The 25,988-nt window shown below is 64.7% G+C and carries 24 protein-coding genes; 11 read left to right on the top strand and 13 right to left on the bottom strand.

Annotated features, from left to right (window positions below; all coding sequences use genetic code 11):
* Nucleotides 1-189: 189 nt before the first annotated feature.
* Nucleotides 190-1,764, top strand: coding sequence for a gamma-glutamyltransferase family protein (locus AC0IPL_RS01975; RefSeq protein WP_474271690.1), 1,575 nt, complete (start codon nucleotides 190-192; stop codon nucleotides 1,762-1,764).
* 97 nt (nucleotides 1,765-1,861) lie between these two features.
* On the opposite strand, the gene hspQ is transcribed toward AC0IPL_RS01975, so the two are convergent.
* Nucleotides 1,862-2,188 (bottom strand): heat shock protein HspQ, encoded by a 327-nt coding sequence (hspQ, locus tag AC0IPL_RS01970; protein ID WP_474271688.1) that lies wholly within the window; start codon nucleotides 2,186-2,188, stop codon nucleotides 1,862-1,864.
* A gap of 87 nt (nucleotides 2,189-2,275) precedes the next feature.
* Between hspQ and AC0IPL_RS01965 the strand changes: the two genes are divergently transcribed.
* Complete coding sequence (locus AC0IPL_RS01965; RefSeq protein ID WP_474271686.1) at nucleotides 2,276-3,163, top strand: AEC family transporter; 888 nt, start codon at nucleotides 2,276-2,278, stop codon at nucleotides 3,161-3,163.
* 73 nt (nucleotides 3,164-3,236) lie between these two features.
* On the top strand, nucleotides 3,237-3,824 hold the full coding sequence (locus tag AC0IPL_RS01960) for a transglycosylase SLT domain-containing protein (RefSeq protein ID WP_474271683.1): 588 nt from the start codon (nucleotides 3,237-3,239) through the stop codon (nucleotides 3,822-3,824).
* 277 nt (nucleotides 3,825-4,101) lie between these two features.
* Here AC0IPL_RS01960 and AC0IPL_RS01955 read toward each other — a convergent pair whose 3' ends face one another.
* The 4 genes from AC0IPL_RS01955 to AC0IPL_RS01940 form a co-directional block, all read right to left on the bottom strand.
* The gene (locus AC0IPL_RS01955; RefSeq protein ID WP_474271682.1) at nucleotides 4,102-4,677 is read right to left on the bottom strand and encodes a LolA family protein; all 576 of its coding nucleotides are present in this window, start codon (nucleotides 4,675-4,677) and stop codon (nucleotides 4,102-4,104) included.
* An 80-nt stretch (nucleotides 4,678-4,757) separates the two neighbouring features.
* Complete coding sequence (locus AC0IPL_RS01950) at nucleotides 4,758-7,832, bottom strand: DNA translocase FtsK (protein WP_474271681.1); 3,075 nt, start codon at nucleotides 7,830-7,832, stop codon at nucleotides 4,758-4,760.
* Between the two features lie 115 nt (nucleotides 7,833-7,947).
* The gene (locus AC0IPL_RS01945; RefSeq protein WP_474271679.1) at nucleotides 7,948-9,126 is read right to left on the bottom strand and encodes an aminotransferase class I/II-fold pyridoxal phosphate-dependent enzyme; all 1,179 of its coding nucleotides are present in this window, start codon (nucleotides 9,124-9,126) and stop codon (nucleotides 7,948-7,950) included.
* Between the two features lie 109 nt (nucleotides 9,127-9,235).
* Complete coding sequence (locus AC0IPL_RS01940) at nucleotides 9,236-10,567, bottom strand: amidase (protein ID WP_474271677.1); 1,332 nt, start codon at nucleotides 10,565-10,567, stop codon at nucleotides 9,236-9,238.
* A 110-nt stretch (nucleotides 10,568-10,677) separates the two neighbouring features.
* Here AC0IPL_RS01940 and AC0IPL_RS01935 point away from each other — a divergent pair, with 110 nt between their 5' ends.
* Entirely contained in the window at nucleotides 10,678-11,904 is a 1,227-nt protein-coding gene (locus AC0IPL_RS01935; protein WP_474271675.1) for a UbiH/UbiF/VisC/COQ6 family ubiquinone biosynthesis hydroxylase, read from the top strand.
* A gap of 33 nt (nucleotides 11,905-11,937) precedes the next feature.
* On the opposite strand, the gene AC0IPL_RS01930 is transcribed toward AC0IPL_RS01935, so the two are convergent.
* The 5 genes from AC0IPL_RS01930 to AC0IPL_RS01910 all read right to left on the bottom strand — a co-directional run bounded on the left by AC0IPL_RS01930 (nucleotide 11,938) and on the right by AC0IPL_RS01910 (nucleotide 15,603).
* The gene (locus AC0IPL_RS01930; protein ID WP_474271673.1) at nucleotides 11,938-12,141 is read right to left on the bottom strand and encodes a Trm112 family protein; all 204 of its coding nucleotides are present in this window, start codon (nucleotides 12,139-12,141) and stop codon (nucleotides 11,938-11,940) included.
* The gene (locus AC0IPL_RS01925) at nucleotides 12,138-12,782 is read right to left on the bottom strand and encodes an LON peptidase substrate-binding domain-containing protein (protein ID WP_474271671.1); all 645 of its coding nucleotides are present in this window, start codon (nucleotides 12,780-12,782) and stop codon (nucleotides 12,138-12,140) included. The genes AC0IPL_RS01930 and AC0IPL_RS01925 overlap by 4 nt, the downstream gene beginning before the upstream one ends.
* 27 nt (nucleotides 12,783-12,809) lie before the next feature.
* Nucleotides 12,810-13,736 carry a tetratricopeptide repeat protein gene (locus AC0IPL_RS01920; RefSeq protein WP_474271669.1) on the bottom strand — a complete coding sequence of 309 codons (927 nt, stop codon included), beginning with the start codon at nucleotides 13,734-13,736 and terminating at the stop codon, nucleotides 12,810-12,812.
* A 221-nt stretch (nucleotides 13,737-13,957) separates the two neighbouring features.
* On the bottom strand, nucleotides 13,958-14,746 hold the full coding sequence (locus AC0IPL_RS01915) for an exodeoxyribonuclease III (protein WP_474271667.1): 789 nt from the start codon (nucleotides 14,744-14,746) through the stop codon (nucleotides 13,958-13,960).
* Nucleotides 14,747-14,916: 170 nt separating this feature from the next.
* Nucleotides 14,917-15,603: a response regulator transcription factor gene (locus AC0IPL_RS01910; protein WP_474271665.1), complete on the bottom strand. Its 687-nt coding sequence runs from the start codon at nucleotides 15,601-15,603 to the stop codon at nucleotides 14,917-14,919.
* 173 nt (nucleotides 15,604-15,776) lie between these two features.
* Here AC0IPL_RS01910 and ribA point away from each other — a divergent pair, with 173 nt between their 5' ends.
* Nucleotides 15,777-16,865, top strand: coding sequence for a GTP cyclohydrolase II (gene ribA, locus AC0IPL_RS01905; RefSeq protein WP_474271663.1), 1,089 nt, complete (start codon nucleotides 15,777-15,779; stop codon nucleotides 16,863-16,865).
* Nucleotides 16,865-17,374 (top strand): L,D-transpeptidase family protein, encoded by a 510-nt coding sequence (locus tag AC0IPL_RS01900; RefSeq protein ID WP_474271659.1) that lies wholly within the window; start codon nucleotides 16,865-16,867, stop codon nucleotides 17,372-17,374. Before ribA ends, AC0IPL_RS01900 begins: the two co-directional genes overlap by 1 nt.
* Before the next feature lie 26 nt (nucleotides 17,375-17,400).
* On the opposite strand, the gene AC0IPL_RS01895 is transcribed toward AC0IPL_RS01900, so the two are convergent.
* Together AC0IPL_RS01895 and AC0IPL_RS01890 are read right to left on the bottom strand one after the other, a co-directional pair.
* Nucleotides 17,401-18,051, bottom strand: coding sequence for a YggS family pyridoxal phosphate-dependent enzyme (locus AC0IPL_RS01895; protein ID WP_474271658.1), 651 nt, complete (start codon nucleotides 18,049-18,051; stop codon nucleotides 17,401-17,403).
* A 122-nt stretch (nucleotides 18,052-18,173) separates the two neighbouring features.
* Nucleotides 18,174-19,157: a porin gene (locus tag AC0IPL_RS01890; protein ID WP_474271656.1), complete on the bottom strand. Its 984-nt coding sequence runs from the start codon at nucleotides 19,155-19,157 to the stop codon at nucleotides 18,174-18,176.
* A 294-nt stretch (nucleotides 19,158-19,451) separates the two neighbouring features.
* Between AC0IPL_RS01890 and AC0IPL_RS01885 the strand changes: the two genes are divergently transcribed.
* From AC0IPL_RS01885 to AC0IPL_RS01865, 5 genes are all read left to right on the top strand, one after another.
* Nucleotides 19,452-19,940 carry a DUF3576 domain-containing protein gene (locus AC0IPL_RS01885; RefSeq protein ID WP_474271653.1) on the top strand — a complete coding sequence of 163 codons (489 nt, stop codon included), beginning with the start codon at nucleotides 19,452-19,454 and terminating at the stop codon, nucleotides 19,938-19,940.
* 88 nt (nucleotides 19,941-20,028) lie between these two features.
* Complete coding sequence (gene leuS / locus AC0IPL_RS01880) at nucleotides 20,029-22,593, top strand: leucine--tRNA ligase (protein ID WP_474271651.1); 2,565 nt, start codon at nucleotides 20,029-20,031, stop codon at nucleotides 22,591-22,593.
* Nucleotides 22,580-23,092: an LPS assembly lipoprotein LptE gene (gene lptE / locus AC0IPL_RS01875; RefSeq protein ID WP_474271649.1), complete on the top strand. Its 513-nt coding sequence runs from the start codon at nucleotides 22,580-22,582 to the stop codon at nucleotides 23,090-23,092. The genes leuS and lptE overlap by 14 nt, the downstream gene beginning before the upstream one ends.
* Complete coding sequence (gene holA / locus AC0IPL_RS01870; protein WP_474271647.1) at nucleotides 23,089-24,117, top strand: DNA polymerase III subunit delta; 1,029 nt, start codon at nucleotides 23,089-23,091, stop codon at nucleotides 24,115-24,117. The genes lptE and holA overlap by 4 nt, the downstream gene beginning before the upstream one ends.
* A gap of 76 nt (nucleotides 24,118-24,193) precedes the next feature.
* Nucleotides 24,194-24,784, top strand: coding sequence for a glutathione S-transferase family protein (locus AC0IPL_RS01865; protein ID WP_474271645.1), 591 nt, complete (start codon nucleotides 24,194-24,196; stop codon nucleotides 24,782-24,784).
* Here AC0IPL_RS01865 and AC0IPL_RS01860 read toward each other — a convergent pair.
* Nucleotides 24,757-25,965, bottom strand: coding sequence for a TIGR03862 family flavoprotein (locus AC0IPL_RS01860; RefSeq protein WP_474271643.1), 1,209 nt, complete (start codon nucleotides 25,963-25,965; stop codon nucleotides 24,757-24,759). The two genes, AC0IPL_RS01865 and AC0IPL_RS01860, sit on opposite strands and share 28 nt — an antisense overlap.
* Nucleotides 25,966-25,988 lie beyond the last annotated feature (23 nt).

The following is a 25,988-nucleotide window of genomic DNA, read 5'->3' as shown; positions in this document are numbered from 1 at the left end:
GCCGTCCCTATGCGTGGCATCTGACCAATGCATGGGTTGATCGCCCCCTCTCCCTTTTTCCTCCGCGGCCTCGCTCCGCAGTGTAGAGACACGCCGTCGCCAGGGCGCCACGTCGATGTCGACCCTCGCCGCTTGAGCTTCGGGCGCGCGGATTCTAGGCTCTGCCCAACAACAGCGAGGAGCAGCTACATGCGCGATTTCCACCATCCTGGCCGGTCCGCCGTGATCGCCGCAAACGGCATGTGCGCGACATCGCACCCCCTGGCAGCGAGCGTGGCGGTGGACATCCTGAAACGCGGCGGCAATGCAATGGATGCCGCTCTGGCCGGCGCGGTGCTGCTGGGGATCTGCGAGCCGCAGATGACCGGCATCGGCGGCGATTGCTTTGTGTTGCAGTCCCGGCCCGGCCAACCGGTGCGAGCGCTGAACGGCTCCGGTTGCGCCCCGGCCGCCGCAAGCGCCGCCACCCTGCGCGAGCGCGGGCTGTCGGCGGTGCCGCTGCGCAGTGCCGATGCGGTCACAATCCCCTGCGCCATCGACGCCTTTTGCCAACTGGCAGAGACGGAGGGCACGCTGGGGCTGGATACTCTGCTGCAACCGGCCATCCAATATGCCGAAGAGGGGGTGCCAGTGGCCGCCCGGACTGCGTTTGACTGGAACAAGGACGCCCAAAGCCTGCAAGGTGCGGCGCGGCAGCATTATCTGAATGCCGGCAAACCGCTGCAAACCGGCGAGATGTTCCGCGCGCCGGGTCAGGCAGAGGTTCTGCGCCGGATCGCCCGCGATGGCCGGGACGGGTTCTACCGCGGCGAAGTGGCAGAGGACATGATTGCCACGCTGCTCGCCCATGGCGGTGTCCATACCGCGGAGGATTTTGCCGCCGCCCGCGCCCTTGCCACCGTCCCGGTGGACGGCAGCTATCGGGGCTATGATCTGGTGGAGCACCCGCCAAACGGCCAGGGCGCCACGGCACTGTTGCTGCTGAACATCCTGAAACATTTTGACATTGCCGCGATGGACCCAATGGGGGCAGAGCGCGCCCACATCGAGGCCGAGGCGTCCAAGCTGGCCTATGATGCGCGCAACAGGTTCCTGGCGGATCCGGATCACACCGCGCGGCTCGACCATATGCTGGCACCGGAAACAGCCGCCGGGCTGGCGGCGCTGATCGATCCCCGCCGCGCCATGGCCGCCGCCGCCCCGCTAAGCGAATCCATCCACAAGGATACCGTTTACATTACTGTCGTCGACCGTGACAGGATGGCGGTGTCGCTGATCTACTCGATCTTCCATGGCTTTGGCTCGGGCATCGCGTCGGAAAAATTTGGCATTCTGCTGCAAAACCGCGGTGCCGGCTTCAGCCTGGAACAGGGCCACCCGAATGAGCTGGCGCCAGGCAAGCGCCCGATGCACACGATCATTCCCGCCATGCTGAAACAGGGCGGCGAGGTGGTGATGCCCTTTGGCGTGATGGGCGGCGGCTACCAGCCCGCGGGGCACGCCCGGCTGGTCAGCAATCTCAGCGATTTCGGCATGGACCTGCAATCAGCCATCGATGCGCCGCGCTGTTTTGCGGATGGTCACATTCTGAAGGTGGAGCGTGGCTATACATCCGACGTGCGCCAGCAGCTGGCGGATCTGGGCCATAAGGTCGAGGTGCCAGACACGCCGCTGGGCGGTGCGCAGGCAATCCGCATGGATGCGTCTGGCGTGTTGATCGGCGGCAGCGACCCGCGCAAGGATGGCTGCGCGCTGGGCTACTGATCCGCGCCGCGTCCTATGGCTCGCGGAGAGCTGGGGCGCGGCGAACGTTGGGGCCGGCGGACTGCTGGGCGGACCGTCAGCTGCCGCGCCATCGGCGTCAGTTCAGCGGGTAATGCAACACATAGGCGCCGCCGTCGAAATTGCCGAACATCTCCGGCACATCCGGGTGGCCGACCGGCTCTCCCGAGTAGTCCGCGACCAGGTTCTGCTCTGACACGTAGGCGACGTAATAGGTCTGATCGTTCTCTGCCAGAAGGTGGTAGAACGGCTGATCCTTGACCGGACGGCTGTCCTCAGGGATTGCTTCATACCATTCTTCGGTATTTGCAAATTCAGGATCGACATCGAACACCACCCCGCGAAAGGGGTGCTTGCGATGACGGACGACCTGCCCGAGGTTGTACTTTGCGCGTGTTCTCATCATGGTCCTATCTGCCCCCGTCCTCTTGTAAATAGCGCGCCAGTGCGGCAATTGTCCAACGCTTGACACAAATTTTCAGGGAAACAGACTGTGAACCTCGCCGTGACAGTGCTGGAAATCACAGCCCCCGTCTTCCTGCTTGCGCTTGTGGGTTTCACTTGGGTGAAACTGGGTTTCGAGTATCGCACCGAGTTCGTGACCCGGCTGGCCATGACGCTGGCGGTGCCCTGTCTGATTTTCACAGCACTGATGCAGACCACATTGGACAAGGCCGCTTTGGGCACCTTTATGCTGGCGGCACTGGCCGGGCACGGGGTGCTCGCGGTGGCCGGCGAGATCCTGTGCCGCAGCGTCGGTCTGGAACGACGCACCTTTCTGGCGCCGTTCATCTTTGGAAATACTGGCAATATCGGCATCCCGCTGTCGCTGTTCGCCTTTGGCGAGGCCGGGCTGGGTTATGCGGTGGTGATGCTGGCGGTCTCAGCAGTGCTGTCGTTCACCTATGGGATCTACCTGGTGGCGGGACGCGGCGCCGGCAGTAAGGTGATCCGCGAACCGATGGTCTGGGCAACCCTCATGGGCGGGCTGTTCCTGTGGCAGGACTGGCAGACGCCGGCCTTCCTGACCAACGCGCTGTCGCTGATCGGACAGATGGCAGTGCCGCTGATGCTTATCACGCTGGGCACCGCCGTGGCACGGTTGACACCGGGGCGCACAAGCACCGCCTGCGTTGTGTCATTGGTGAAATTCCTGATTAGCGCCGCCGCTGGTTGGGCGCTCGCGCTGGTCTTTGGCCTGGATGGCACCGCTGCCGGCGTGCTGATCCTGCAACTGGCGACTCCAGTGGCCGTGACCGCCTACCTGCTGGCCGAGAAGTTCAAGGCGGATGCGCAGGCGGTGGCAGGCCTGGTGGTGGTCTCGACCCTGCTGTCCGCGGTGCTGCTGCCTCTTTTGCTGGGGCTGGTTCTGGAAATGTGATTTTCACCGCAGCCGCGATCCGCTAGACTGCTGCCAAAAGAACACCACAGGCAAAAGAACACGGGCAGAGGTCATGAGCAGACTCATCAGCGCCCTTATCCTCCTCTTGGCGGTTGCGTCTTGTGGAGGCGGGTACAATTCACCGCCGCGTCATCTGGACAATGCGTGCAGCATCATCCAGCAGCGCCCGGAATATCTGAAGGCATTCCGCAAGACCCAGAAACGCTGGGGCGTGCCGGTGCATGTGCAGATGGCGACGATCTATCACGAAAGCCGTTTTCGCGGCGACGCGCGCACGCCGCACCAATATGTGCTGGGCGTGATTCCAGTGGGGCGGCAATCCAGCGCCTATGGCTACAGCCAGGCTCTGGACGGAACCTGGGACGATTACCGCCGCGAAACCGGCAACCGCCGTGCCAGACGCGACCGGATCAGCGATGCCACCGATTTCATGGGCTGGTACATGCGCAAGAGCTACGAGAAGAACGGCATCGCGCTCTATGATGCGCGCAACCAGTATCTCGCCTACCACGAGGGCCACAGCGGATTTGCCCGCGGCAGCTACCGCGCGAAACCCTGGCTGATGCGTGTCGCCGCCCGTGCCGAGGACCGTGCGCAGACGTATCAGGCGCAACTGGCCACCTGCCGCAAGTTCCGCTAGCCCGAAACAGGCTCCGGCGGGCAGGCACTCCCGCCCGCTTGCGGTGCTTTCTGCGAAAGCCCCCAAACCGTTGGGCCGGGCACCGCGCTGCCGCGCGGTGCGCCCTTGCCGCCAGGTTTCGCCGGACAGGCCTCGTTACAGCTAGGCGCAACCGCGCCGGGCAAAAGCCCGGCGCCCGGCCCAAGGCCGCCAGCGGGCTTCGGCCTGCCGAAGCCTGTGCGGGCGCGGGAGGGCGCCGCGATTAAAAAAGAATTGGGGCGACGCGCTTCGCGCGCGCTTAGGGCGAGGTGCTAAACAGCCGGGACGGCAGCCGCTGCCCGGTTTCCAGCGGCCCCAGAACAACCGTGGTCTGGCTGCCCGCACTGTCGTGGATCACCCATTTGCGCAGCTCGACGGGATTGCTGGTGAACATCAGCTCGATGCTGCCGTATTCGGGGTTTTCCGGATCCTGCGCCCGCACCACCGTCGAGGTGCCATCGAAACCGTGCCCCACCACCATGTTGGCGCGTCCCAGATTGACCTGGCGGGCGAGGATGATCGACAGCGGCGTTCGTTTCAGCGGGTAGGTTTCCGGCGGCTGGTTCGACTTGGGATCTTTGATCACCACCGCGCCGGCGCCTGCAACAACGGTCCCACCGGCTTTGCCATCATACTCAAACCGCATCCGCCCGGGCCGGTGGATGTACAGCTTTCCTGTGGACAGGCTGCCGTCGTCGTTGATCTGGGTAAAGGAAGAGGTCGCCGTGGTGATCCCGTTCAAGAAGCGCGAGATTTCATTCAGGCTCAGCTTCTCTGCGGCCCAGGAAGCCGGGGCGCAGAGGGTCAGGGCAAGGGCAAGGGCAATGCGTTTCATGCCCTTCAACATAGGCAGCCTGTGGCAGATGTGAAGATGCCGGGCGCATCACGGCCCGGCATCGGCAGGTTTTCGTCAGCCTACTGTTCGGGAACCAGAATTTCCCGCTTGCCCACGTGGTTCGCGGCAGAGACCACGCCCTCATCCTCCATCTGCTCCACTAGCCGCGCGGCCTTGTTGTAGCCAATCGCCAACTTGCGCTGAATGTAGGATGTCGAGCATTTGCGATCCTTGATCACAATCGCCACCGCCTGATCATAAAGCGCATCTTCGCCGTTAGTGTTGCCGCCCGTGTTCAGACCCAGCACCGCATCAATATTGTCGGCCTTGTCGTCATCCGGGCCGTCCAGCACGCTGCCGACGTAATCCGGCGGTCCGAACTGCTTGAGGTGATTGACCACTTCCTCCACCTCTTCATCCGAACAGAACGGCCCGTGGCAACGGGTGATCTTGGCGCCGCCCGCCATATACAGCATGTCGCCCATGCCCAAGAGCTGCTCGGCGCCCATTTCGCCAAGAATGGTGCGGCTGTCGACCTTGGACGTCACCTGGAAGGAAATCCGGGTCGGGAAGTTGGCCTTGATGGTGCCGGTGATCACATCCACGGAGGGGCGCTGCGTCGCCATGATCAGGTGAATACCGGAAGCCCGCGCCATTTGCGCCAGGCGCTGGATGCAGGCCTCGATCTCCTTGCCCGCGACCATCATCAGATCGGCCATCTCATCGACGATCACCACGATATAGGGCAGCGCCTTGGGTTCGAATTCTTCGGTCTCGAACACCGGCTCGCCGGTCTCGTCGTCAAAACCGGTCTGCACCGTGCGGCTGAACATCTCGCCCTTGGACAGCGCCTCTTTCACGCGGCCGTTGTAGCCGGCGATGTTGCGCACGCCCATCTTGGACATCTTGCGGTAGCGGTCCTCCATCTCGCCGACCACCCATTTCAGCGCCACGACGGCCTTCTTTGGGTCGGTCACAACCGGCGACAGCAGATGCGGGATACCGTCATAGACGCTGAGTTCCAGCATCTTGGGGTCGATCATGATCAGGCGGCATTCCTCCGGCGTCAGCTTGTACAAAAGCGACAGGATCATGGTGTTGATTGCCACCGATTTACCGGAGCCGGTGGTGCCCGCAATCAGCAGGTGCGGCATCTTGGCGAGGTTCGCCACCATCGCATCGCCGCCGATGTCCTTGCCCAGGGCCAGCGGCAGAGCGTGATTGCCGTCGCCGAAATCGCGGCTCGACAGGATCTCGCGCAGGACCACCTTTTCGCGGTTCTCATTCGGCAGTTCGATACCGATGACGGTGCGACCCGGCACGGTAGAAACCCGCGCCGACAGCGCCGACATCGAGCGCGCGATATCATCCGCCAGGCCAATCACCCGCGACGCCTTGAGGCCCGGCGCCGGTTCCAGTTCATACATGGTCACAACGGGCCCGGGACGCACCGAGACAATCTCGCCCTTTACGCCATAATCATCCAGAACTGATTCCAGCATCCGCGCATTTTCCTCCAGCGCCTCGTCGCTGAGGTGGTGGCGTTCGATGCTCTCGGGGTTTGTCAGCAGGCTCAGCGGCGGCAGTTCAAAACCGCTGTTGCTGTCGTCAAAGCCTAAATTGGGCTGCGCCTCGGCCTTGGCGCGGGTCGAGGGCTGCACCGGCTTGCGGACCGTGTGTTCCACCACGGCCCGGCGCGGTTCTGCCACCGGCAGATCGAGGCTGGGCCGGGCGGGGGCCGCAGGGCGCGAGGCGGCGTCCGACGGCGTTTCGCGCGCGGCAGAGAGGTCCGGCAGACCCTCGCTGGCAACGTGATCCGGCGCCAGCATGGCCGCCGGGGTCGCGGGCGTCGGCGTCTCTGACAGTGCGGCGGTTTGCGGTGCCGGGTCGAGCGCATCGGGCGTCGGCGTGGCAACAGGCGCGGCGGTCGCCGCATCATCCTGCGCGACAGGCGATTCGCTGTGCAGCGGCGGATCCTGCCGGTGCGACGGCGTGGTCGCAGTCAGCGGCGGCTCCGGGGGCAAGCCGCCCTGCGCCGACGCCGCGTTGAAGATCAACGGCGCCGGACGTTGACCGCGCCCCTTGGTCAGGGGCAGATTCGGGTCTTCCTCCGGTCGCACCTCCGCGGCGCGGCGGATGCGCACCGCGTTGGCAATCTTCTCCGAGATCCGGTCGCCGCCGCCTTCTGTGCCCTCTGCCAGGTCTGCCGACTCTGCGGTGGTCAGCGCGGCATCTGCCGGGTCCGGAACCGGAGTGCGGCGGATCAGCCCGGGAACCCGCGCCAGCAGACCCGGCTTGGCCGCGGGCGCCGCAGGTACGGATGCGGCACCGGGATCCAGCAGCGGCGTTTCCAGCAGTGGTTCCTGCTGATAGATTTCCTCCGGGTAATCTTCGAACACATCAGCCTCGGGCTCAGCCGCGGCATAGGGGTCCGCGTCCGGGATCTCCTGCGCCGTGCCACGATCGCGGCGGTATGTCATTGCCGCCTGAAGGCCCGTTGACGCCCCGCGGCCCAGCAGCGCGGCAATCCCACCATAGCCGAGGATCAGGCCGACCATCACCCGGTGCAGCCCCTTGCGGACCTCCGGCCAGGTAAAGCCCAGCACGACGCACCCTAGCGCCAGCATACCAGCGGCGCTGAGCAGCGACATGATCTTGACCATGAAATGCAACCCGACCGGCAACAGGGCCAACAGTGCGCCCAGGAAGGTGTATCCAACCATGCCGCCAAGGCCGAAATCGTAATGCTGCTGCCAGCTGTTGCTGGCGTTCAGGGTTTCCATATGCAGCGCCACCACCAGCAGCCATGGCACCGACACCAGCAGCGGCCAGACCACCCGGTCCTCGCCGCGGTGCAAGACGAACCGCAGCCCCCAGGCCGACAGAAACAGCGGCATCGCCCAGCTGGCCTTGCCAAACAGGGTAATCAGGATGAACGACACAGACGCACCCGGGCGGCCCAGCCAGTTCTGCACCGGCGCATCCGTTGACACGGTCCAGTTCGGATCCTCGGGCGTGTAGGAGCCCAGCATCGCCGCGAACATCAGCCCCGCCAGGATCAGCGCCAGACCAATCAATTCCTTGCCGCGCTTTTCAATGGCCGCCTGCATGTTGCTGTCGAGCAGCGGGTCGCGGCTGCGGGTTTGAAATGCCATGCCTACCTCAGTTCCGTTTCTGCTGACCCCTGCCCGGCTGTTGGCCGCCGGGTCCTGGGCCTGTTCGTTTGTTGATCTTGGCGGCTGCCCGGCCTTCGGGGGCACGCCGCGGTCTTCAATAGAGACAATCGCGCAACGCGGTGAGCGCGCGACGGGTCTCCTCAGCGGGCGCCACCAGAGCCACCCGGATATATCCTTCGCCGGGGTTGCTGCCTGCTGCCCCCTGCGCCAGATAGGCGCCGGGCAGCACCCGGATGCCGGTCTGCTGCCACAGCTTCAGCGCCGCCTGTTCGCCATCAGCCACCGGCAACCAAAGAAAAAAGCCCGCTTCGGGGGGCATGTAGCCATCCAGCCCGGCAAAGACCTCGTCCGCGATGGTGTATTTCTGCTGATAGAGCGCGCGGTTCTCTGACACATGCGCCTCATCCGCCCAGACGCGGGCCGCGGCCACCTGCAACGGCCCCGGAATGGGCGCGCCGGAATAGGCCCGCAGTTGCTTGACACGGCCGATCGTCTCCGGCCCGCCTGCAATCAGCCCGGCGCGTAGCCCCGGCAGGTTTGATCGTTTGGACAGCGAGTTGAACAGCACCACCCGTTCGGGATCGGCCCCCAGTTCCTGCGCGACGCTGAGCGCGCCAACCGGCGCGGTATCGCGGTAGATTTCGGAGTAGCATTCATCCGCGAAGATGCGGAAATCGTGCGTCTCTGCCAGCCGGATCAGCCGCTCCCAGTACCCGCGCGAGGCCACCGCACCCTGCGGGTTGGCCGGGGAACAGATATAGGCAACGGCGGTGCGGTTCAGCACATCAGCGGGCAGGCTCTCGTAATCCGGCAGGTGGCCGGTTGCCGCAGTTGCGGGAACAAAGACGGGCTCTGCGGCGACTGACAGCGCGGCTACCATATAGACCTGATAGAACGGGTTCGGGATCAGCACCGCGGGGCGCTGGCCGTTTTTCTGTTCGGGACACAACGCCATCGCCGCATTGTACAGGCCTTCGCGGGTGCCGTTCAGAGCCATCACCTGGGTGGCCGGGTCGACCGCCACAGCGTAGCGGCGCTGGATCCAGTCGGCCATGGCGCCGCGCAACTCCGGCGTGCCGTCGTTTGCGGGGTACTGGTTAAAGCCCGCCGCATTCTCGGTGATCACATCGCTGACCCAGGCGGGAAATGCGTGTTTCGGTTCGCCAATGGTCATATGCACCACATCCCCGCCGGGGGTGTGGTGGTCCAACAGCGCCCGCAGACGCGGAAATGCGTAGGCCGGCAGGTTCGAGAACCGCTCAGGAAAAGTCATGTGTTCTGCCTCGGTCACGGGATCATTGGCGCCCCGTTTGCGCCATAGTTTACAGGGGGCGGGCGGGTGCGTCCACCCGCTGCATGGCCCGCCCGGCCAGCTGTGGCTTTCAGGCCAAGGCGGCCTCTATCGCGGTGCCGATGCGCAGCAGCGCCTCCTCGCCGTCGGCCGTGCCCAGAACCTGCAAGCCGCAGCTGGGCGCGCCCGTCGGCAGCGACAGCGCGGCCAATCCCATCAGGTTGCCGATCCGGGTGTTGCGCAGCGCCAGCAGATTCGACCGCACATAATAGTCATGATCGCGTTGCAGACGATCCAGATTGGGCGGCAGGATCGGCGCCGCCGGACTGAGCACCGCATCAAAGCCGGCCACTGCCTGCGCCCAGACCTTGCGAAGCTGCTCCAGCCGCTGCCACGCCGCAACATAGTCAGCGCCGCTGAACTGCGCACCGGAGCGGAACCGCTCCAGCACTTCGGCGAACATCAGATGCGGGGCCTCTTCGATCACGTCTTTCCACAGCCCGTAGGCCTCAGTGGTGAACAGGATCGGACTCAGACCCATGGCCTCTTCCAGCTGTGGCACATCCAGCGGCACGATCTCTGCGCCGCCTTCGCGCAGCCGGTCCAGCGCGGTCTGGTGCGCGGCGGCAACCGCCGGATCCAGATCCTCCTGCGCCACGGTTTGCAGATCGGCAAACCGGCGGCCCCGCAGCGGGGCCGGGTTGCGCAGGTCGGGGCCAGATCCGCCCTCCAGCAGGCCCAGCAGCAGCCCTGCATCCTCAACCGAGCGTGCCAGCGGGCCGATGGTGTCGAATTTCAAACACAACGGCACCACCCCTTCCAGCGGAATCCGTCCAGAGGTGGTTTTAAGCCCAACGAGGTCGTTCCAAGCTGAAGGGATACGCACCGACCCGCCGGTATCCGAACCGATGGCCGCCGCCGCCAGCCCAAAGGCCACGGAGGCGGCTGCCCCCGAGGACGACCCGCCCGGCGCCGCTGCGGCATCATTAATGCAGGGCGGGGTCTGCTTGACCGGGTTGAAGCCGAGACCAGAGAACGCCAGCTCGCTCATATGGGTCTTGCCAAGGCAGACCGCCCCCATCTGCGTGGCGTTGCGCAGCACCCACGCGTCGCGATCCGGCACCCGCCCCTTCAGCAGGTCGGACCCGGATTCGGTGGGGGTGCCTGCGCTGTCGAACAGGTCTTTCCAGCTGAGCGGCACCCCGTCCAGAAGCGAGCGGCGCAGGCCTGCCCGGGCGCGGCCCTCCGCCGCTTCGGCCTCGGCCAGGGCGCGGTCACTGGTGACGTGCGTATAGATCCGGTCCCGCGCGGGGTGCGCCGCGATAGCCTCCAGATAGCAGTGGGTCAGCTCCAGCGGGCTGATCTGCCCCTGCGCGATTCCCCGCCCCAGCTCAGCCGCTGTCAGTGTCAGCCAGTCTTGCATCCGCATCCCTTCCAATTCGCTGTCGGCGCGACGGTAACGGCCGCGCGGCAAAGGCACAATCCCACCCATGCCGCATGGACAATCTCGCCCGCAGGCGCATAGTGCAGGGCATGAAGAACACTTCCGATATCCTGATCGTGGGCGGCGGGCTCAACGGCCCGGCCCTGGCCCTGGCGCTGGCTCAGACCGGTCACAGCGTCACCATTGTCGATGCGCTCCAACCCGAGCAGCAGGCCAGAGACAATTTTGACGGGCGCGCCTATGCGCTGGCGCTGGCGTCGCAGCGGCTGTTGCAGCAAACCGGCGTCTGGCAGCATGTGGCCGATCACGCCCAGCCGATGCTGGACATCAAAGTGACCGACGGTCATGCGGGCCAGGGACCGTCGCCGTTTTTCCTGCATTTCGACCACGCAGAACTGGAAGAAGGCCCGATGGGCTATATGGTCGAAGACCGCTTCTTGCGCCGCGCCTTGCAGCAGACGATGGCCGAGACCCCCGGCATTTCCCGAATCGATGGCCGCCGGGTGGTAAACCAGTCCATCGATGCCAATGGCGTCGACGTGACATTGGATGATGGCACAGAACTGCGCGGACGGGTGTTGGTGGGCTCCGACGGGCGCCGCAGCGGCACCGCACTGCGCGCCGGGATCAAGCGCTCGGGGTGGGATTACGGACAGACGGCTCTGGTCTGTGCCATTCGCCACGAGCAGCCGCACCATGGGGTGGCGCACCAGTTTTTCATGCCCGCCGGGCCACTGGCGATCCTGCCGCTGCCGGGCAACCTGTCCTCCATCGTCTGGAGCGAACGCACGGAGACGGCGCAGGCCATCCATGCGCTGGACGACGACGGTTATCTACAGGCCTTGAGGCCGCGATTCGGGGATTTCCTGGGGGACATTGCCTTGGCGGGCAAGCGGTTCACCTATCCACTGGCTCTGAGCCTCGCCAACAGCTTCATCGCGCCGCGCGTGGCGCTGCTGGGCGATGCCGCACATGGGCTGCACCCGATTGCGGGCCAGGGGCTGAATGCGGGCCTGCGCGATGTCGGAGCGCTGGCCGAGGTCATCACGGAGGCGACCCGCCGCGGAGAGGACATCGGCTCTGTGCTGGTACTGGAGCGGTATCAGCAGTGGCGCAGGTTCGACACCGCCACGCTGGCGACAACGACAGACATGTTCAACCGCCTGTTTTCAAATGACAATCCACTCCTTCGGCTGGGCCGTGACCTGGGGCTGGGCCTGGCTGGCGCCATCCCCGGCCTGCGCCGCAATTTCATGCGCGAAGCCGCCGGGCTGACCGGCGACCTGCCGAAGCTGCTGACAGGCAATAAGATCTGAGGGCTGCCGCTTTGCGGGGTACGCGCCCGCACGTCAGTCCAGCGTGCGCGCCTCATCCACCAGCATGACCGGGATGCCATTGCGAATCGGAAAGGCCAGATTGGCCGCGCGAGAGATCAGCTCTTGCGCCGCGGCGTCGTATTCCAGCACGGTCTGGGACAGCGGACAGACAAGCGCTTCCAGCATCCGCCGCTCAAAGGCCGGCGCCTGAGGCTCACTCGCCTTTGTTTCACTCATTGCAGGGTTTCCTCCTGAGAGCCGCCACGCAGGGCAAATTCGATCAAGGTGACCAGGGTTTCTCGTCTTGTGGCAAGGCAGGGCGCCTCGAGCAAGGCCTGTTTGTCCTCCGGCTCAAAATCCAGCAGCATCGCCAGCGAGTTGATCAGCAGCTCATCCTCGGCATCCTTGAGCGCCTCCCAGTCGGTGGACAGGTTCTGCGCTGCAAAGAAACGCTCCAGCAGATGCAGGAAAGGCCCGCGATCCAAGGAAACATCGGCTTCACTGCGACCCAGGTCGCGGTCAAATCCGTGCCAGCTGACATCAAACCGTTGATAGGGCGTGAAACCGCTGGCCTCCTCAGTGATGCGGAACCGGGAGACGCCGGAGAGCGTCACCAGATACCGGCCATCCTCGGTCTCGGAAAACTGGGTGACCCGCCCCGCGCAACCGATGCTGTGCAGCACGTCGCCATCGCCGCGCCTGCTCGGAACCGGTTGCACCATGCCAATCAGTCGCTGCCGTGTTTTCAGCGTATCTTCAAACATTTGCAGGTAGCGCGGTTCAAAGATGTGCAACGGCAAGCGGGTCCGGGGCAGCAGAAGCGCCCCGGGCAATGGGAACACGGGGATCGTGTCCGGCAGGTCAGCGGCCTGGATCATGGTCCAGAGTGTAGCGCGGCCCGGATGTTAGGCAAATATCATCGAGCTGAGCTTGCGCCGCCCATTCAGCACCACCGGGTCATTGGGCTTGAGCGCATCGAAAATGGTGAATAGCTGGGTCTTGGCCGCGCCGTCATTCCATTCCCGGTCGCGGCGGAAGATCTCCAGCAGCTCCGTCACCGCCGCCTCGGCGTCATCCGCCGCATGCAGCGCCTGCGCCAGATCAAACCGCGCCTGCAGATCATCCGGGTTGGCCTCGACCGCGGCGCGCAAGTCGGCCACGGGGCCCGCGTTTTCTGCCTGCCGCGCCAGTGCGATCTGGGCGTGGACCGCTTCAATCTCCGGGGCGTCGGAGATGTCTGCCGGGGCGCCGTTCAGCACCGCTTCGGCCTGATCCAGTTCTCCCAGCGCGATGTGGGCGCGTGCGAGGCCCCCATAGGCCGCCGCGTTCTTGTCGTCCTCGCCCAGGATTGCGGCAAAGGTCTGTGCTGCATCCGCGACGGCGCCTTCGGCCAGCATCTGCTCGGCCGCCTCCAGCGCCTCGCCCAGGCCGCCATCGGCGCTGACGCCCGCGGCCTCGGCCACGCGTTTTACAAAGGCATCAATTTCAGAGGCGGGCACCGCGCCTTGGAACATGTCCACCGGACGCCCCTCCACAAAGGCCACAACAGCCGGGATCGATTGCAGCGGCAGCCCCTGCTGCGCCAGCGCCTGCGCCAGACGCTGGTTTTCGTCGACGTTGATCTTGGCCATGGTCACCGCGCCCTTGGCCTTGGTCACCGCGGCCTCCAGCATCGGACCCAGGGTCTTGCACGGGCCGCACCACGGCGCCCAGAAGTCGACGATTACAGGCACCTGCATGGACGCTTCGACAACGTCCTGCATGAAGGTGGCCTCGGACACGTCCTTGATCAGATCTGCCGCCGGTGCGGCGCCGCCCAGTATTTCGCTCATCAGTCTGTTCTCCACTTGGAACTTGCCCCCTATATGGAATCCTGCGCGCCGGAAACCAAGGGTGGAGTTTACTTGCCGCGCTCCCCGCCCTGCTGCCCGTCCTGCTGGCCATCGCGCGGTAGCGCCGCACTGTGCGTCAGCACAGTGCGCGGCCCAACGGGGCAGGATCCTCCGGCGGAGGATCCGGAGCAGGCGGGAGCGCCACCGCCCATGCCCGCCGTCTACAGGTCGAAGCTGGCAAAGACCGGCGCGTGGTCGCTTGGTTTTTCCCAACCGCGCGCCGCACGCACGATGCGGCTGGAATGGGCCGCGTTGCGGATGTCCGGCGTTGCCCAGATATGGTCCAGCCGCCGCCCCTTGTCGGCGGCATCCCAGTCCCTGGCGCGATAGCTCCACCAGCTGTACAACCGCCCGTCCGGAATATCGTTGCGGGTCACGTCAGACCAGCCGCCCGCCTCCATCACATCGGCGAAATGCTCGACTTCGATGGGGGTGTGGCTGACCACCTTCAGCAGTTTCTTGTGGTCCCAGACATCGTCTTCGCGCGGCGCAATGTTCAGATCCCCAACCAGAATGGCCTTTTCCGGCGTCTCGGCATGGAACCAATCCCGCATTTCGGCCAGGTAGTCCAGTTTCTGGCCAAATTTCTCGTTCTTTTCGCGGTCCGGGACATCACCGCCCGCAGGCACGTAGAAATTGTGGATCACGGTGCCGTTTTCCAGCCGCCCGGCCACGTGCCGGGCATGGCCAAGGCCCGCAAAATCCTTGTCCCCCACGTCCTCGATCGGCAGGCGCGACAGGATCGCGACGCCGTTGTACCCCTTTTGACCGCGCGCAACCATATGGGTGTAGCCAAGCGCCGCGAACCCCTCCAGCGGGATCTTGTCGACCGGGCTCTTGCATTCCTGAAGGCACAGAACGTCCGGACCCTCCTCCTGCAGCAGTTTCTGCACGATTGGTTCGCGCAGACGGACAGAGTTGATGTTCCAGGTGGCAAGGGTGAAGGGCATTGCGCGTCTCATCATGAATTTCGGATTGGCCGCGATACTGCCCGCCCCGGCCGCCAAGGGCCAGAGCAGATTTAGCGCGCCGCCGCAGCCCCAAAAAAAGACCGGGCACAAGGCCCGGCCAAGTCCAACAGGGAGGTGCATGTCATGACCCGGACATGCGCGGGATCACATCAGGCCACCAGGCGATAGCCGCCTGATTCTGTCACCAGCAGCCGCGCGTTGGAGGGATCGGGCTCGATCTTCTGGCGCAGCCGATAGATATGGGTTTCCAGCGTGTGGGTGGTGACACCGGCGTTATAGCCCCAGACCTCGTGCAGCAGCACATCGCGCGGTACCACCCCGTCGCTGGAGCGATACAGGAACTTCAGGATGTTGGTTTCCTTCTCGGTCAACCGGATCTTGCGCTCATCCTCAGTGATCAGCAGCTTCATTGACGGCTTGAACGTATAAGGCCCCAGCGCAAAGACCGCGTCCTCGGACTGTTCGTGCTGGCGCAGCTGGGCTCGAATGCGAGCCAGCAGCACCGGGAATTTGAAGGGCTTGGGCACGTAGTCATTGGCCCCGGCATCGAGGCCCAGAATGGTATCCGCGTCGCTGTCATGGCCGGTCAGCATCAGGATCGGCGCCTTGACGCCCTGTTTGCGCATCAGCCGACACAGCTCGCGCCCGTCGGTGTCGGGCAAGCCGACGTCCAGGATGATCAGATCATACAGCGCTTCCTTGGCACGCTCCATTGCGCTTTGGCCGTTTTCCGCCTCAAAGACATCGAAGTCTTCGGTCATCACCAGCTGCTCGCTCAAGGCTTCGCGCAGGTCGTCGTCGTCATCCACCAGCAGAATTTTCTTCAGTTGCGCCATCGGCTAACCCTCCTGTTCACAGGATCACACATGCGCATCCCTTGCGCCCGCGGCAAGATATGCTGCAATACTTTCACGCCGACGTGTCCCGCAGGCCAAAAATGTTTCACATCCGTTGCATTTCCGCGTAAGCACACCGAGGTTTTTGTTACAAAATAACATCGGAAGTCCGCATGAGCCTGATGCCCACGATGATCGAACTGCTGGCCCGCGCGCGGGTGGATCTGCGCATGGGGCTGCCGGTGGTGCTGACAGATGGACCTGCGGCGACCCTCGCCATTGCGGTAGAGACATTGACGCCCCTCCGTCTGGCAGAGCTGCGCACCCTGGGCGAGCTGTCGCTGGCGTTGACCGCGCGCCGCGCCGAAACGCTGAAGGCGCGGGTCTATGACGAAGACATCAGCCGCGTCACCGTGCCCGCCGATGAAGGCCTGGCCTGGATCCAGTCGCTGGCGGATCCGGCCGATGATCTGAACGTGCCGCTGAAGGGGCCGCTGACCAGCCTGCGTGGCGGCACCGCAGATCTGCACCGGCTGGCGATTGCGCTGGTGAAATCCGCCCGGCTGCTGCCCGCGGCGGCACTGGTGCCCATAGAACACCCGGCCGTGTTTGCCGCCAACCACGGGCTGACCACCATCTCGAAAACGGCCGCGGACCCGCTGCTGAGCGCCAGCTCACCTCTGAACCCAGTCGCCGCTGCGCGGCTGCCGATGGCCGCGGCCGAGGCTGGACGGTTGCATATCTTTCGCCCCGACGATGGTGCCGAAGAGCATTACGCGGTGGAAATCGGCCGCCCGGATCGCGCCCAACCGGTGCTGGCGCGGTTGCACTCGGCCTGTTTCACCGGTGACGTGCTGGGCTCGCTCAAATGCGACTGCGGACCGCAACTGCACGGGGCCCTGACCCAGATGGGGGCCGCGGGTGCTGGGTTGCTGCTCTATCTCAATCAGGAAGGGCGCGGCATTGGCCTTGCCAACAAGATGCGCGCCTATTCGCTTCAGGATCAGGGGTTTGACACGGTCGAGGCCAACCACCGGCTGGGGTTTGAGGACGACGAACGCGATTTTCGTCTGGGTGCTGCCATTCTGCAAAAACTTGGCTTTTCCAAGGTGCGTTTGCTGACCAACAACCCCAACAAGATCGCAATGATGGAAAAGACCGGCATCGAGGTGAGCGAGCGGGTGGCGCTGAAGGTGGGCGAGAACGCCCACAACCGGCATTATCTGGCGACCAAGGCCAGCAAGTCCGGGCATATGCTGTGATGTCCCCCGCCGACCTGGTGCTGACGCCCGGTGGCCTGCGGGTCTGGGGACGAATGCTCCCTTGTGTGATCGGCAAGGGCGGACTGACCCGACACAAGCAAGAGGGCGATGGCGCCACGCCGGTTGGGTTTCACCGGATTACCGGCATGTTCTACCGCCCCGACCGTCTGCGCGCGCCTGCCCCCTGGGCGCAGGCCATCGGGCCGGGCGATCTGTGGTCGGATGATGCCGCGGACGCGCGGTACAACCAACATGTGCGCGCACCCTACTGCGGCAGCCATGAACGGTTGCGGCGGGCGGATCCGCTGTATGACCTGGTTCTGACAACCGACTGGAACTGGCCCCAAGCGACCCCCGGGCGCGGTTCGGCGATCTTTCTGCACCAGTGGCGCCGCCGCGGTTATCCGACCGAAGGCTGCCTTGCCTTTGCGCGGCGGGATCTGCACTGGCTGGCCGCGCGGATCACGCCGGGCACCCGCATCATCATCCCCGCCCGCCCCGGCAGCTGACCGCCCAAGACCTTCGGCTGTCGCGCTCAGGCGCTGCGTTCGCCAAAGATCGCCGAGCCGACGCGGACATGGGTCGCGCCGAGCGCAATGGCCTTCTCGAAATCGCTGCTCATCCCCATCGACAGGCCATCCAGACCGTTGCGCGCGGCAATCTTGGCCAAGAGGGCAAAATGCAGGCTGGCTTCCTCATCGACCGGGGGGATGCACATCAGCCCGCGCAGCGGCAAGTCCAGAGCGCGGCATTCGGAAATGAAATCATCTGCCTCGGCAGGCAGAACGCCGGCCTTTTGAGACTCTTCGCCGGTGTTCACCTGGATGAACAGCTCCGGGCATTTGCCCAGTTCCTGCGCCAGACGGGCCAGGGTGCGGGCCAGTTTGGGGCGGTCGACGGAATGAATGCTGTCAAACAGCTCCATCGCCTGCCGTGCCTTGTTGGTTTGCAGCGGGCCGATCAGATGCAGATCCACGCCTGCGAACTGATCCCGGAAGTCGGGCCATTTGCCGGCCGCCTCCTGCACCTTGTTTTCGCCGAAACAACGATGCCCCTGCTCCAGCACCGCGGCGACCCGTTCGTTCGGCTGCACCTTGGAGACGGCGATCAGCTGCACGCTGCCGGGCGCGCGGTCTGCCTGTTCCTCAGCCTTGGCAATTCTGGATTTGATGTCTTCTAGCGGCATGGTCGGGCCTCATGTCTGATTTGCCGCAGAGAAACACGGTTTGCGCGCAAATGTTAAGAGGCAAAAGAAAAGGGCGGGTCCCCGAAGGAACCCGCCCAAGAACCAAGGTGGTTCAGGTCAGCTTAGAAGCTGAACTGAGCACCGAAGTCTGCAACGGTGGTGGAGTTGCCGGAGCCAACACGCTTGGTGCCGACTGCGCCACGCAGGGACACACCGCCGCCCAGGTCGTGCACAGCACCCAGACCGATGTGACGCGCGTCGCCGGAACCGGAACCGTCGCCGTAGGCGAAGTTCACGGAGGTCGCGGAGGACACAGCGTAGGATGCCGACACACCGTAGAAGGTGTCGGAAACTGCGGTGTTCAGAGTACCGGCTGCGTTGTTCACGTCTTCGTCACCGACGATGGCTGCAACGGACAGCGGGCCGAAGTCACCCTGCAGGGTCAGGACGGTGATTTCCTGCGACACGGTGGTGTCGGTTTCGCCATACGCCAGAGCGGCGGTCAGGTTGCCGAAGGAGTAAGCGGCGTGGATGTCCCAACGGTCGCCGTTGGTCGCGGTTGCGGTGCCACCGGGTGCGCTGTCGTAGGACGCTGCAACGGCGAAGTCGCCGATTGCGTAACGAGCGTACACACCGTTGGAGCCTGCGGCGCCGGTGGTGTAGCCCATGAAGCCGTAGTCAGCTGCGGCGTACATGCCGAAGGTGCCTTCCAGGCCCGGCTCGAAGCCGTAGTAGCCCGGCAGGTTGTCGATGGCGCCAGCAACGTTGCCAACGTCGACACGCAGGCCGCCGTTTTCAACCGAGAAACGCGCGCCGTTCAGGGCAGCTGCACCAGCTTCGCCGTTTGCGGCGGTTTCGTCTGCCTGCAGACGGACACGAGCGGAGAAGCGCACGCCGCCATCGGTTTCTGCGTCGGCGTCGATGTTCAGACGGAAACGGCTGACGATCACGGTGTCGGAGATGCCGTTGGTGGTCGCGGTGCCTGCGGCGCCACGGTCTTCAACGTAGCCCAGACCAAAACGGCCGTAACCGTTGAAGGACACGTCGGCTGCTGCAACGCTTGCGGTGGCGACCAGGGCGGTCGAAGCGAAGAGAATCTTTTTCATTGTTTTCCCTCGGGTTTTAGATTTCCGATCTCAAACCTGCGCAACCCGCACCGATCTGAGTACGAACCCCGTTTCGCTCTTTTTGGGGTGTCGGCGCAAGCATCCTGAGAATGCGCCGCTGCAATCCCCCCCAAGTTGGTGCATGGATGCCACAGTGCGCCCACACCGCCCGACACTTCACCATATATAAAGAGCTGCGACGCCCTGATCTGGCGGCAAGATTTGGCTTGTTGCAGCGCCCACCCTTGTCTAGGACTGTGCGCATCACATGCGAATTAGAGGAACAGGCCCGAGATGCGCTGGTTGAAGATTCTGGGAATCATTTCATTGTCCGCGGCAGTCTCCGCCTGCGGAGCCTTTGGCGGCAAGGATGACCGCAACCCCTCCTCCTATAATGAAAATGTGATCGGCGGGAATCCCCGAGACCCCGACAATGTCGAAGGCAGCACGATCTGGGATATCTTCAAGCCCAACACCGCGGAACGCGAAGTGCAGGTCAACCGCTACCTGTGGACCGCCAGCCTGGATGTGCTGAGCTTTCTGCCGGTGCAGTCGGTGGATCCCTTCACCGGTCTGATCGTCACCGGCTACGGCACCCCACCCGGCGGCGGCCGCGCCTATCGCGCCACGGTGCATATCAAGGATCCGGCGCTGGATGCACGGTCGCTGAATGTTGCGCTGCAATCCAAGGGCGGTCCGGTCAGCGCCAGCACCACCCGCGCGGTCGAGGACGCGATTCTGTCGCGCGCCCGGCAGCTAAGGATCGCAGACAAGAAGTTCTGACCCGCTGCGCACTGGAAACCACAGTCAAACCCCATTATCAGAAGCGCCGGGCCCCTCGCCCGGCGTTTTCATGCAAAGGACCGCTCTGATGTCGCGTTACTCCGCCACGGAAATCGAAGCTAAATGGCAGGAAGCCTGGAACAAGGCCGGGATCTTTCAGGCCACGCGCAGCGGCGACAAGCCGAAGTATTATGTGCTGGAGATGTTCCCCTACCCGTCGGGCAAGCTGCACATGGGGCATGTGCGCAACTACACCATGGGCGACGTGATCGCGCGGTATAAACTGTCCACCGGCCACAATGTGCTGCATCCGATGGGGTTTGACGCCTTTGGCATGCCGGCCGAAAACGCCGCGATGGCGAGCGGAGGCCACCCGAAGGACTGGACCTATTCCAACATCGACACGATGGTCGAGCAGATGAAGCCGCTGGGGCTGTCGCTGGACTGGTCGCGCATGTTCGCCACTTGCGACCCGGAATATTACGGCCAGCAGCAGGCGCTGTTCCTCGACTTCCTGGACAAGGGTCTGGTCTACCGCAAGAACGCGGTGGTGAACTGGGATCCGGTCGACATGACCGTTCTGGCCAACGAACAGGTCGAAAACGGCCGTGGCTGGCGCTCTGGCGCGCTGGTGGAGCGGCGCGAGCTGACGCAGTGGTTCTTCAAGATCTCCGATTTCTCGGAAGAGCTGCTGTCGTCGCTGGACGATCTGGAGAACTGGCCCGCCAAGGTGCGGCTGATGCAGGAGAACTGGATCGGCAAGTCGCGCGGGCTGCAGTTTGCCTTTGAACGCACCGACGGCGGCGAGCCGGTCGAGGTCTACACCACCCGCCCCGACACGCTCTTGGGCGCGTCCTTCGTCGGCATTTCGCCCGACCATCCCATCGCCAAGCAGCTCGAAGCGGAGTCGGAAGAGGTTGCCGCCTTTGTCGCCGAATGCCGCAAGGGCGGCACCACCGAGGAAGCCATCGAGACCGCGGAGAAACTGGGCTATGACACCGGCATCCGGGTGAAGCATCCGCTGAACCCCGACTGGGAGCTGCCGGTCTGGATCGCCAATTTCATCCTGATGGACTACGGCACCGGCGCGATCTTTGCCTGCCCGGCGCATGACCAGCGCGACCTCGACTTCTGCCGCAAGTATGACCTGCCGGTCACCAATGCCTTCTTCACCCTGGACGACGACGCCCCGGTCGCGGATGAGGCCCTGGTGCCGCCGAAAACCGAGAAGGTCCGCTGGGTCGATCACTTTGCCGGGCTGACCGAGGCCACCGGCGAAGAGGCGATCAACGCCACCGTCGATTTTGCCGAAAAGGCAGGCTGGGGCACCGGTGTCACCAAGTATCGCCTGCGCGACTGGGGGCTGAGCCGCCAGCGCTACTGGGGCTGCCCGATTCCGGTGGTGCACTGCGACGCCTGCGGCGTGGTGCCGGAGAAGAAAGAGAACCTGCCGATTGCCCTGCCCTACGACGAGGGCGGCAAGCCGATCGATTTCTCGGTGCCCGGCAACCCGCTGGACCGCCACCCGACCTGGCGCGACTGCGCCTGCCCGTCCTGCGGCGCTCCGGCCAAGCGCGAAACCGACACGATGGACACCTTCGTGGATTCGTCCTGGTACTTTGCCCGCTTCACCGCGCCGCGCGCCGAAACGCCCACCGACATGGCCGAGGCCGAATACTGGATGAATGTCGACCAGTACATCGGCGGCATCGAGCACGCGATTCTGCACCTGCTGTACTCGCGCTTCTTTGCCCGCGCGATGCAGATCTGCGGCCACCTGCCAGCGAAATCGGCAGAACCGTTCGATGCGCTGTTCACCCAAGGCATGGTCACCCACGCGATCTACAAGACCACCGGCGACAACCACCGCCCCGTCTACCACTACCCCGAAGAGGTCGAGCTGCGCGACGGCAAGGGCTACCTGAAGGACGGCACCGAGGTGGAAATCATCCCCTCGGCCAAAATGTCCAAGTCCAAGAACAACGTGGTGGACCCGCTGCACATCATTTCCTCCTTTGGCGCTGACACGGCGCGCTGGTTCGTGCTGTCCGATTCGCCGCCCGAGCGGGACGTGGAATGGACCGCCGCCGGGGCCGAGGCCGCGTATAAGCACCTGAACCGGGTCTGGAACCTGTGTGACAAGATCGCAAAAATGGACCCTGACGCCCCCGGCCAGGGCGACGAGGAGCTGCTGCGCGAGATGCACAAGGCGATCCGCGACGTGACCCTGGGGGTCGATTCCTTCGGCTTCAACGCGGCGATTGCCAAGCTTTATGCCTTTACCAACACGCTGGCCAAATCCAAGGCCAGCGCATCGGTGCAGAAGCAGGCGATCATGACGTTGGCGCAGCTGATGGCACCGATGACCCCTCACCTGGCAGAGGACATCTGGAACCATCAGGGCGGCGAAGGACTGGTTGCCACCGCCCCCTGGCCGGTCGCGGATGAGGCGATGCTGGTCGAGGCCACCGTCACCCTGCCGATCCAGATCAACGGCAAGCGCCGCGGCGAGATCGAGGTCGCCAAGGACTTGGACAAGGCAGAGGTTGAAAAACTGGCGCTGGCACACGAAGCTGTACAGAAGGCGCTGAATGGCGGCGCTCCCAAAAAGATCATCGTGGTTCCGGGCCGGATTGTGAATGTCGTTGCTTAACCTGCGCACCCTGCTCCTGGCGCTGCCACTTGCGGCAGCCGCCTGTGGCTTCAGCCCGGTCTACGCCCCCGGCGGCACCGGCACCGCGCTGCACGGGCAGATCGCGGTGCAAAGCCCCGAGGACATCCGCGGCGTCAGCGGCACCGACGCCTATTTCCTGGTGCAGAACCTGGAACAACGCCTGGGCCGCGGCGGCAGCGCCTATCAGCTGGACCTGACGCTGCGCACCACCGAGGAAGGCCAGGCGATCACTGCGGACAACGACATCACCCGCTATTCGGTGATTGGCACGGCGGATTTCGTGCTGACCCGGCAGTCGGACGGCAAGGTCGCGGCCAGCGGCACGGTGCGCAATTTCACCGGCTATTCCGCCACCGGCTCCACCGTTGAAACGCTGGCGGGCGAACGCGACGCGCATGAGCGGCTGATGGTGATTCTGGCGGATCAGATAACAGCGCAGATTCTCGCAACCGCGGATCTGACCGCAGCGGCGGAATGAAGCTCTCCCCGCGTGAGGCAGATGGCTATTTTGCCAAGCCGGATCCGGGCAAGACCGGCCTGCTGATCTATGGCGGTGACGCCATGCGCGTGTCGCTGAAACGGCAACAGGTGCTGGCGGCCCTGCTGGGCCCCGGCGCCGAAGAGGAGATGCGCCTGACCCGGCTGCCCGGCGCAGACCTGCGCAAGGACCCCGCCCAGCTGCAGGATGCGGTCAAGGCTGTGGGCTTCTTTCCCGGTGTTCGCGCGGTCTTTGTCGAAGGCGCCAATGAAACCGCCACACCGGCCATTACGTCAGCTTTGCAGGCGTGGCAGCCTGGCGATGCGCAGATCGTGGTCACGGCCGGACAGCTCAAGGCCAGCTCCAAACTGCGCAAAGCCTTTGAAGGGCACAGCAACGCCTATGCCGTGGGTATCTATGATGACCCGCCCTCGCGCGCGGAGATCGAACGCATCCTGGGCGAGGGTGGCATCCGCGAGGTTCCCGGCGACAGTATGTCGGCGCTGACGGATATTGCCAACGATGTCGGCCCCGGTGACTTCTCGCGCATGATCGACAAGCTGGCGCTGTACAAACATGGCGATCCCAGCCCGCTGACGCTGGAGGACATCGACGCCGTCGCGCCGCAATCGACCGAGGCGGCGCTGGACGATGTGCTGAATGTGGTGGCCGAGGCCCGCAGCGCCGAAATCGGCCCGCTGATGCGGCGCCTTCAGGCCCAAGGCACCAATGCGGTCACCCTGTGCATTGGCGCGACCCGTCATTTCAGAACCCTTTACACGATTGCCTCGGCCCCCGGTGGGGCGGCCCAGGGCATCGGCCAGCTGCGCCCGCCGCTCTATGGCAAACGCCGCGACCGCATGCTGCGGCAGGCGCAGAACTGGGGCGCGGACCGGTTGCAGACGGCGCTGACGATTTTGACGGATACGGATCTTCAGCTGCGCTCCGCCGGGCAGACCGCGCCTGCACTGGCGCTGATGGAGCGCGCCCTGATACGCCTGTCGATGCTGGGCCGCAGCCGCTGACCCCCGCGCCCTGACGCGGCGCTTGATCCGCTGTCTATTCCCGCGCATCCTTGCCGCAGAGCAGAGGAGGCATGACATGTATACCGTCACCGGCATCCCGCAGACCCGCACCTTTCGCGTGCTGTGGGCGCTAGAAGAGATTGGCACCGACTATGAGCTGCAACCACACCCGCCCCGCAGTGCGGAGGTTCAGGCGCTGAACGTCTCGGGCAAAGTGCCGGTGTTGCAGACAGACGGCGAGGTCATCACCGATTCGACCGCCATCCTGACCTATCTCGCCGATCGGCACGAGGATCTGACCGCCCCCGCGGGCACCTTGGATCGCGCGCGTCAGGACGCCATGACCCACCTGGTTCTGGACGAGCTGGATGCGGTTCTGTGGACCGCCGCACGGCACAGTTTCATCCTGCCCGAGGCGCGCCGCGTGCCAGAGGTCAAAGACAGCCTGAAATGGGAGTTTGCGCAGAGCTTGGACCGGGTGGCAGATCGTATGGCGGGACCGTGTCTGATGGGCAAGGAATTCACCATTGCCGACATCATCTGCACCCACTGCCTGAACTGGGCCCGCAACGCCAACTTCCCGCTGGAAAACACGGCGATGCAAGACTACGGCAAGCGAATGCGGGCGCGTCCCGCGTTTCAGCGGGTGGCGGCGTTGGTCAAGTAGAGACCTGCCGCCCGCCCGGCCCAGCGCCCGGTGGCAAAGCAGGCAGTCAGCAGATAGCCGCCCGTTGGCGCCTCCCAGTCCAGCATTTCGCCCGCGCAGAAGAGTCCCGGACAGGCCCGGAGCATCAGGGACTCGTCCAGCGCAGCGCGAGTGACCCCTCCGGCGGTGGAGATCGCCTCATCCAACGGGCGCAGACCCGCGTGCCGCACCGGCAGCGCCTTGAGCCGCCTTGCCAGATCCGTCGGGTCTTGCGGCAGGGGGCGGGCAAACTCCTGGAACAGCGCCATGCGTGCCGCGCCCAGCTTGAGCACCTTGCGCAGGTGGTTGGACAGACTGGCCTTGCCGCGCGGTCGTGACAGACGTTGGCCGACCTCTTTTTCCGACAGGTCGGGCAGCAGATCCAGATGCAGCGGCGCGCCCTCGCGCACCGCGGCCGAGACGGAATAGACACCGCCACCTTCCAGACCCCGCTGCGAAATCACCGCCTCCCCGCGTGAGGACAGATCGCCCGCATGCAGGGCGATTCCCTTCAGCGGCTGGCCGAATTGCGCCGCCATATGATCGGACCACTGCACCAACAGCCCGGCATTGGCAGGTTTGAATGGCGCCAGCGCAATCCCGGCGCGCGCCAACTCTGGTGCCCAGGCGCCGTCAGACCCCAGCCGCGCCCAGCTGGCGCCGCCCAGCGCCAGCACCACCGTGCGCGCCGCCACCTGCTGCGACCCCTGCGGTGTCGCAAACAGCAGCGCCTGCGGCGCGCCCTCCTGCCAGCCTGCCCAGCGCCACCGCGTGTGGATCTGCACGCCGCAGCCCTCCAACCGGGCCAGCCAGGCGCGCAGCAGCGGCGAAGCTTTCATCGCCTTGGGGAACACCCGCCCGGTGGTGCCGGTGAACAGGTCACTGCCCAGCCCCGAGGCCCATTCCTGCACCGCCTGCGCGTCAAACTCCTGCACCATCGGCGCCAGCCAGTCCGCCGCTGCGCCATAGTGGGAGATCAACTGCGCAAAAGGTTCATCCTTGGTCAGATTCAGACCGGACTTGCCAGCCATCAGGAACTTGCGTGCGACCGAGGGCTTGGCCTCCGCCACCAGCACGCGGTGCCCGGCCCGGCCCAACTCCTCAGCCGCCATCAACCCCGCAGGTCCGGCGCCGATCACCACTGCATCCCATGTTTGCGTCATGCCGTTTCCGTGCCACTCACTTG

Source organism: Leisingera sp. SA32 (assembly GCF_056033425.1).
Note: the sequence above shows the minus strand (reverse complement) of the source record. Positions and strands in the feature narration are given on the sequence as shown.

Bases quoted from the DNA above. Each gene is read 5' to 3' on its own strand.
- AC0IPL_RS01945 (WP_474271679.1), bottom strand. From the start codon at position 9,126: ATGACTTTTCCTGAGCGGTTCTCGAACCTGCCGGCCTACGCATTTCCG.
- lptE (WP_474271649.1), top strand. From the start codon at position 22,580: ATGTCGTTGCTTAACCTGCGCACCCTGCTCCTGGCGCTGCCACTTGCG.
- leuS (WP_474271651.1), top strand. From the start codon at position 20,029: ATGTCGCGTTACTCCGCCACGGAAATCGAAGCTAAATGGCAGGAAGCC.
- AC0IPL_RS01860 (WP_474271643.1), bottom strand. From the start codon at position 25,965: ATGACGCAAACATGGGATGCAGTGGTGATCGGCGCCGGACCTGCGGGG.
- AC0IPL_RS01925 (WP_474271671.1), bottom strand. From the start codon at position 12,782: ATGATCCAGGCCGCTGACCTGCCGGACACGATCCCCGTGTTCCCATTG.
- AC0IPL_RS01900 (WP_474271659.1), top strand. From the start codon at position 16,865: ATGTCCCCCGCCGACCTGGTGCTGACGCCCGGTGGCCTGCGGGTCTGG.
- hspQ (WP_474271688.1), bottom strand. From the start codon at position 2,188: ATGATGAGAACACGCGCAAAGTACAACCTCGGGCAGGTCGTCCGTCAT.
- AC0IPL_RS01935 (WP_474271675.1), top strand. From the start codon at position 10,678: ATGAAGAACACTTCCGATATCCTGATCGTGGGCGGCGGGCTCAACGGC.
- AC0IPL_RS01975 (WP_474271690.1), top strand. From the start codon at position 190: ATGCGCGATTTCCACCATCCTGGCCGGTCCGCCGTGATCGCCGCAAAC.
- AC0IPL_RS01960 (WP_474271683.1), top strand. From the start codon at position 3,237: ATGAGCAGACTCATCAGCGCCCTTATCCTCCTCTTGGCGGTTGCGTCT.
- AC0IPL_RS01865 (WP_474271645.1), top strand. From the start codon at position 24,194: ATGTATACCGTCACCGGCATCCCGCAGACCCGCACCTTTCGCGTGCTG.
- AC0IPL_RS01940 (WP_474271677.1), bottom strand. From the start codon at position 10,567: ATGCAAGACTGGCTGACACTGACAGCGGCTGAGCTGGGGCGGGGAATC.
- AC0IPL_RS01885 (WP_474271653.1), top strand. From the start codon at position 19,452: ATGCGCTGGTTGAAGATTCTGGGAATCATTTCATTGTCCGCGGCAGTC.
- AC0IPL_RS01950 (WP_474271681.1), bottom strand. From the start codon at position 7,832: ATGGCATTTCAAACCCGCAGCCGCGACCCGCTGCTCGACAGCAACATG.
- AC0IPL_RS01895 (WP_474271658.1), bottom strand. From the start codon at position 18,051: ATGCCGCTAGAAGACATCAAATCCAGAATTGCCAAGGCTGAGGAACAG.
- holA (WP_474271647.1), top strand. From the start codon at position 23,089: ATGAAGCTCTCCCCGCGTGAGGCAGATGGCTATTTTGCCAAGCCGGAT.
- ribA (WP_474271663.1), top strand. From the start codon at position 15,777: ATGAGCCTGATGCCCACGATGATCGAACTGCTGGCCCGCGCGCGGGTG.
- AC0IPL_RS01890 (WP_474271656.1), bottom strand. From the start codon at position 19,157: ATGAAAAAGATTCTCTTCGCTTCGACCGCCCTGGTCGCCACCGCAAGC.
- AC0IPL_RS01930 (WP_474271673.1), bottom strand. From the start codon at position 12,141: ATGAGTGAAACAAAGGCGAGTGAGCCTCAGGCGCCGGCCTTTGAGCGG.
- AC0IPL_RS01915 (WP_474271667.1), bottom strand. From the start codon at position 14,746: ATGCCCTTCACCCTTGCCACCTGGAACATCAACTCTGTCCGTCTGCGC.
- AC0IPL_RS01910 (WP_474271665.1), bottom strand. From the start codon at position 15,603: ATGGCGCAACTGAAGAAAATTCTGCTGGTGGATGACGACGACGACCTG.
- AC0IPL_RS01920 (WP_474271669.1), bottom strand. From the start codon at position 13,736: ATGAGCGAAATACTGGGCGGCGCCGCACCGGCGGCAGATCTGATCAAG.
- AC0IPL_RS01955 (WP_474271682.1), bottom strand. From the start codon at position 4,677: ATGAAACGCATTGCCCTTGCCCTTGCCCTGACCCTCTGCGCCCCGGCT.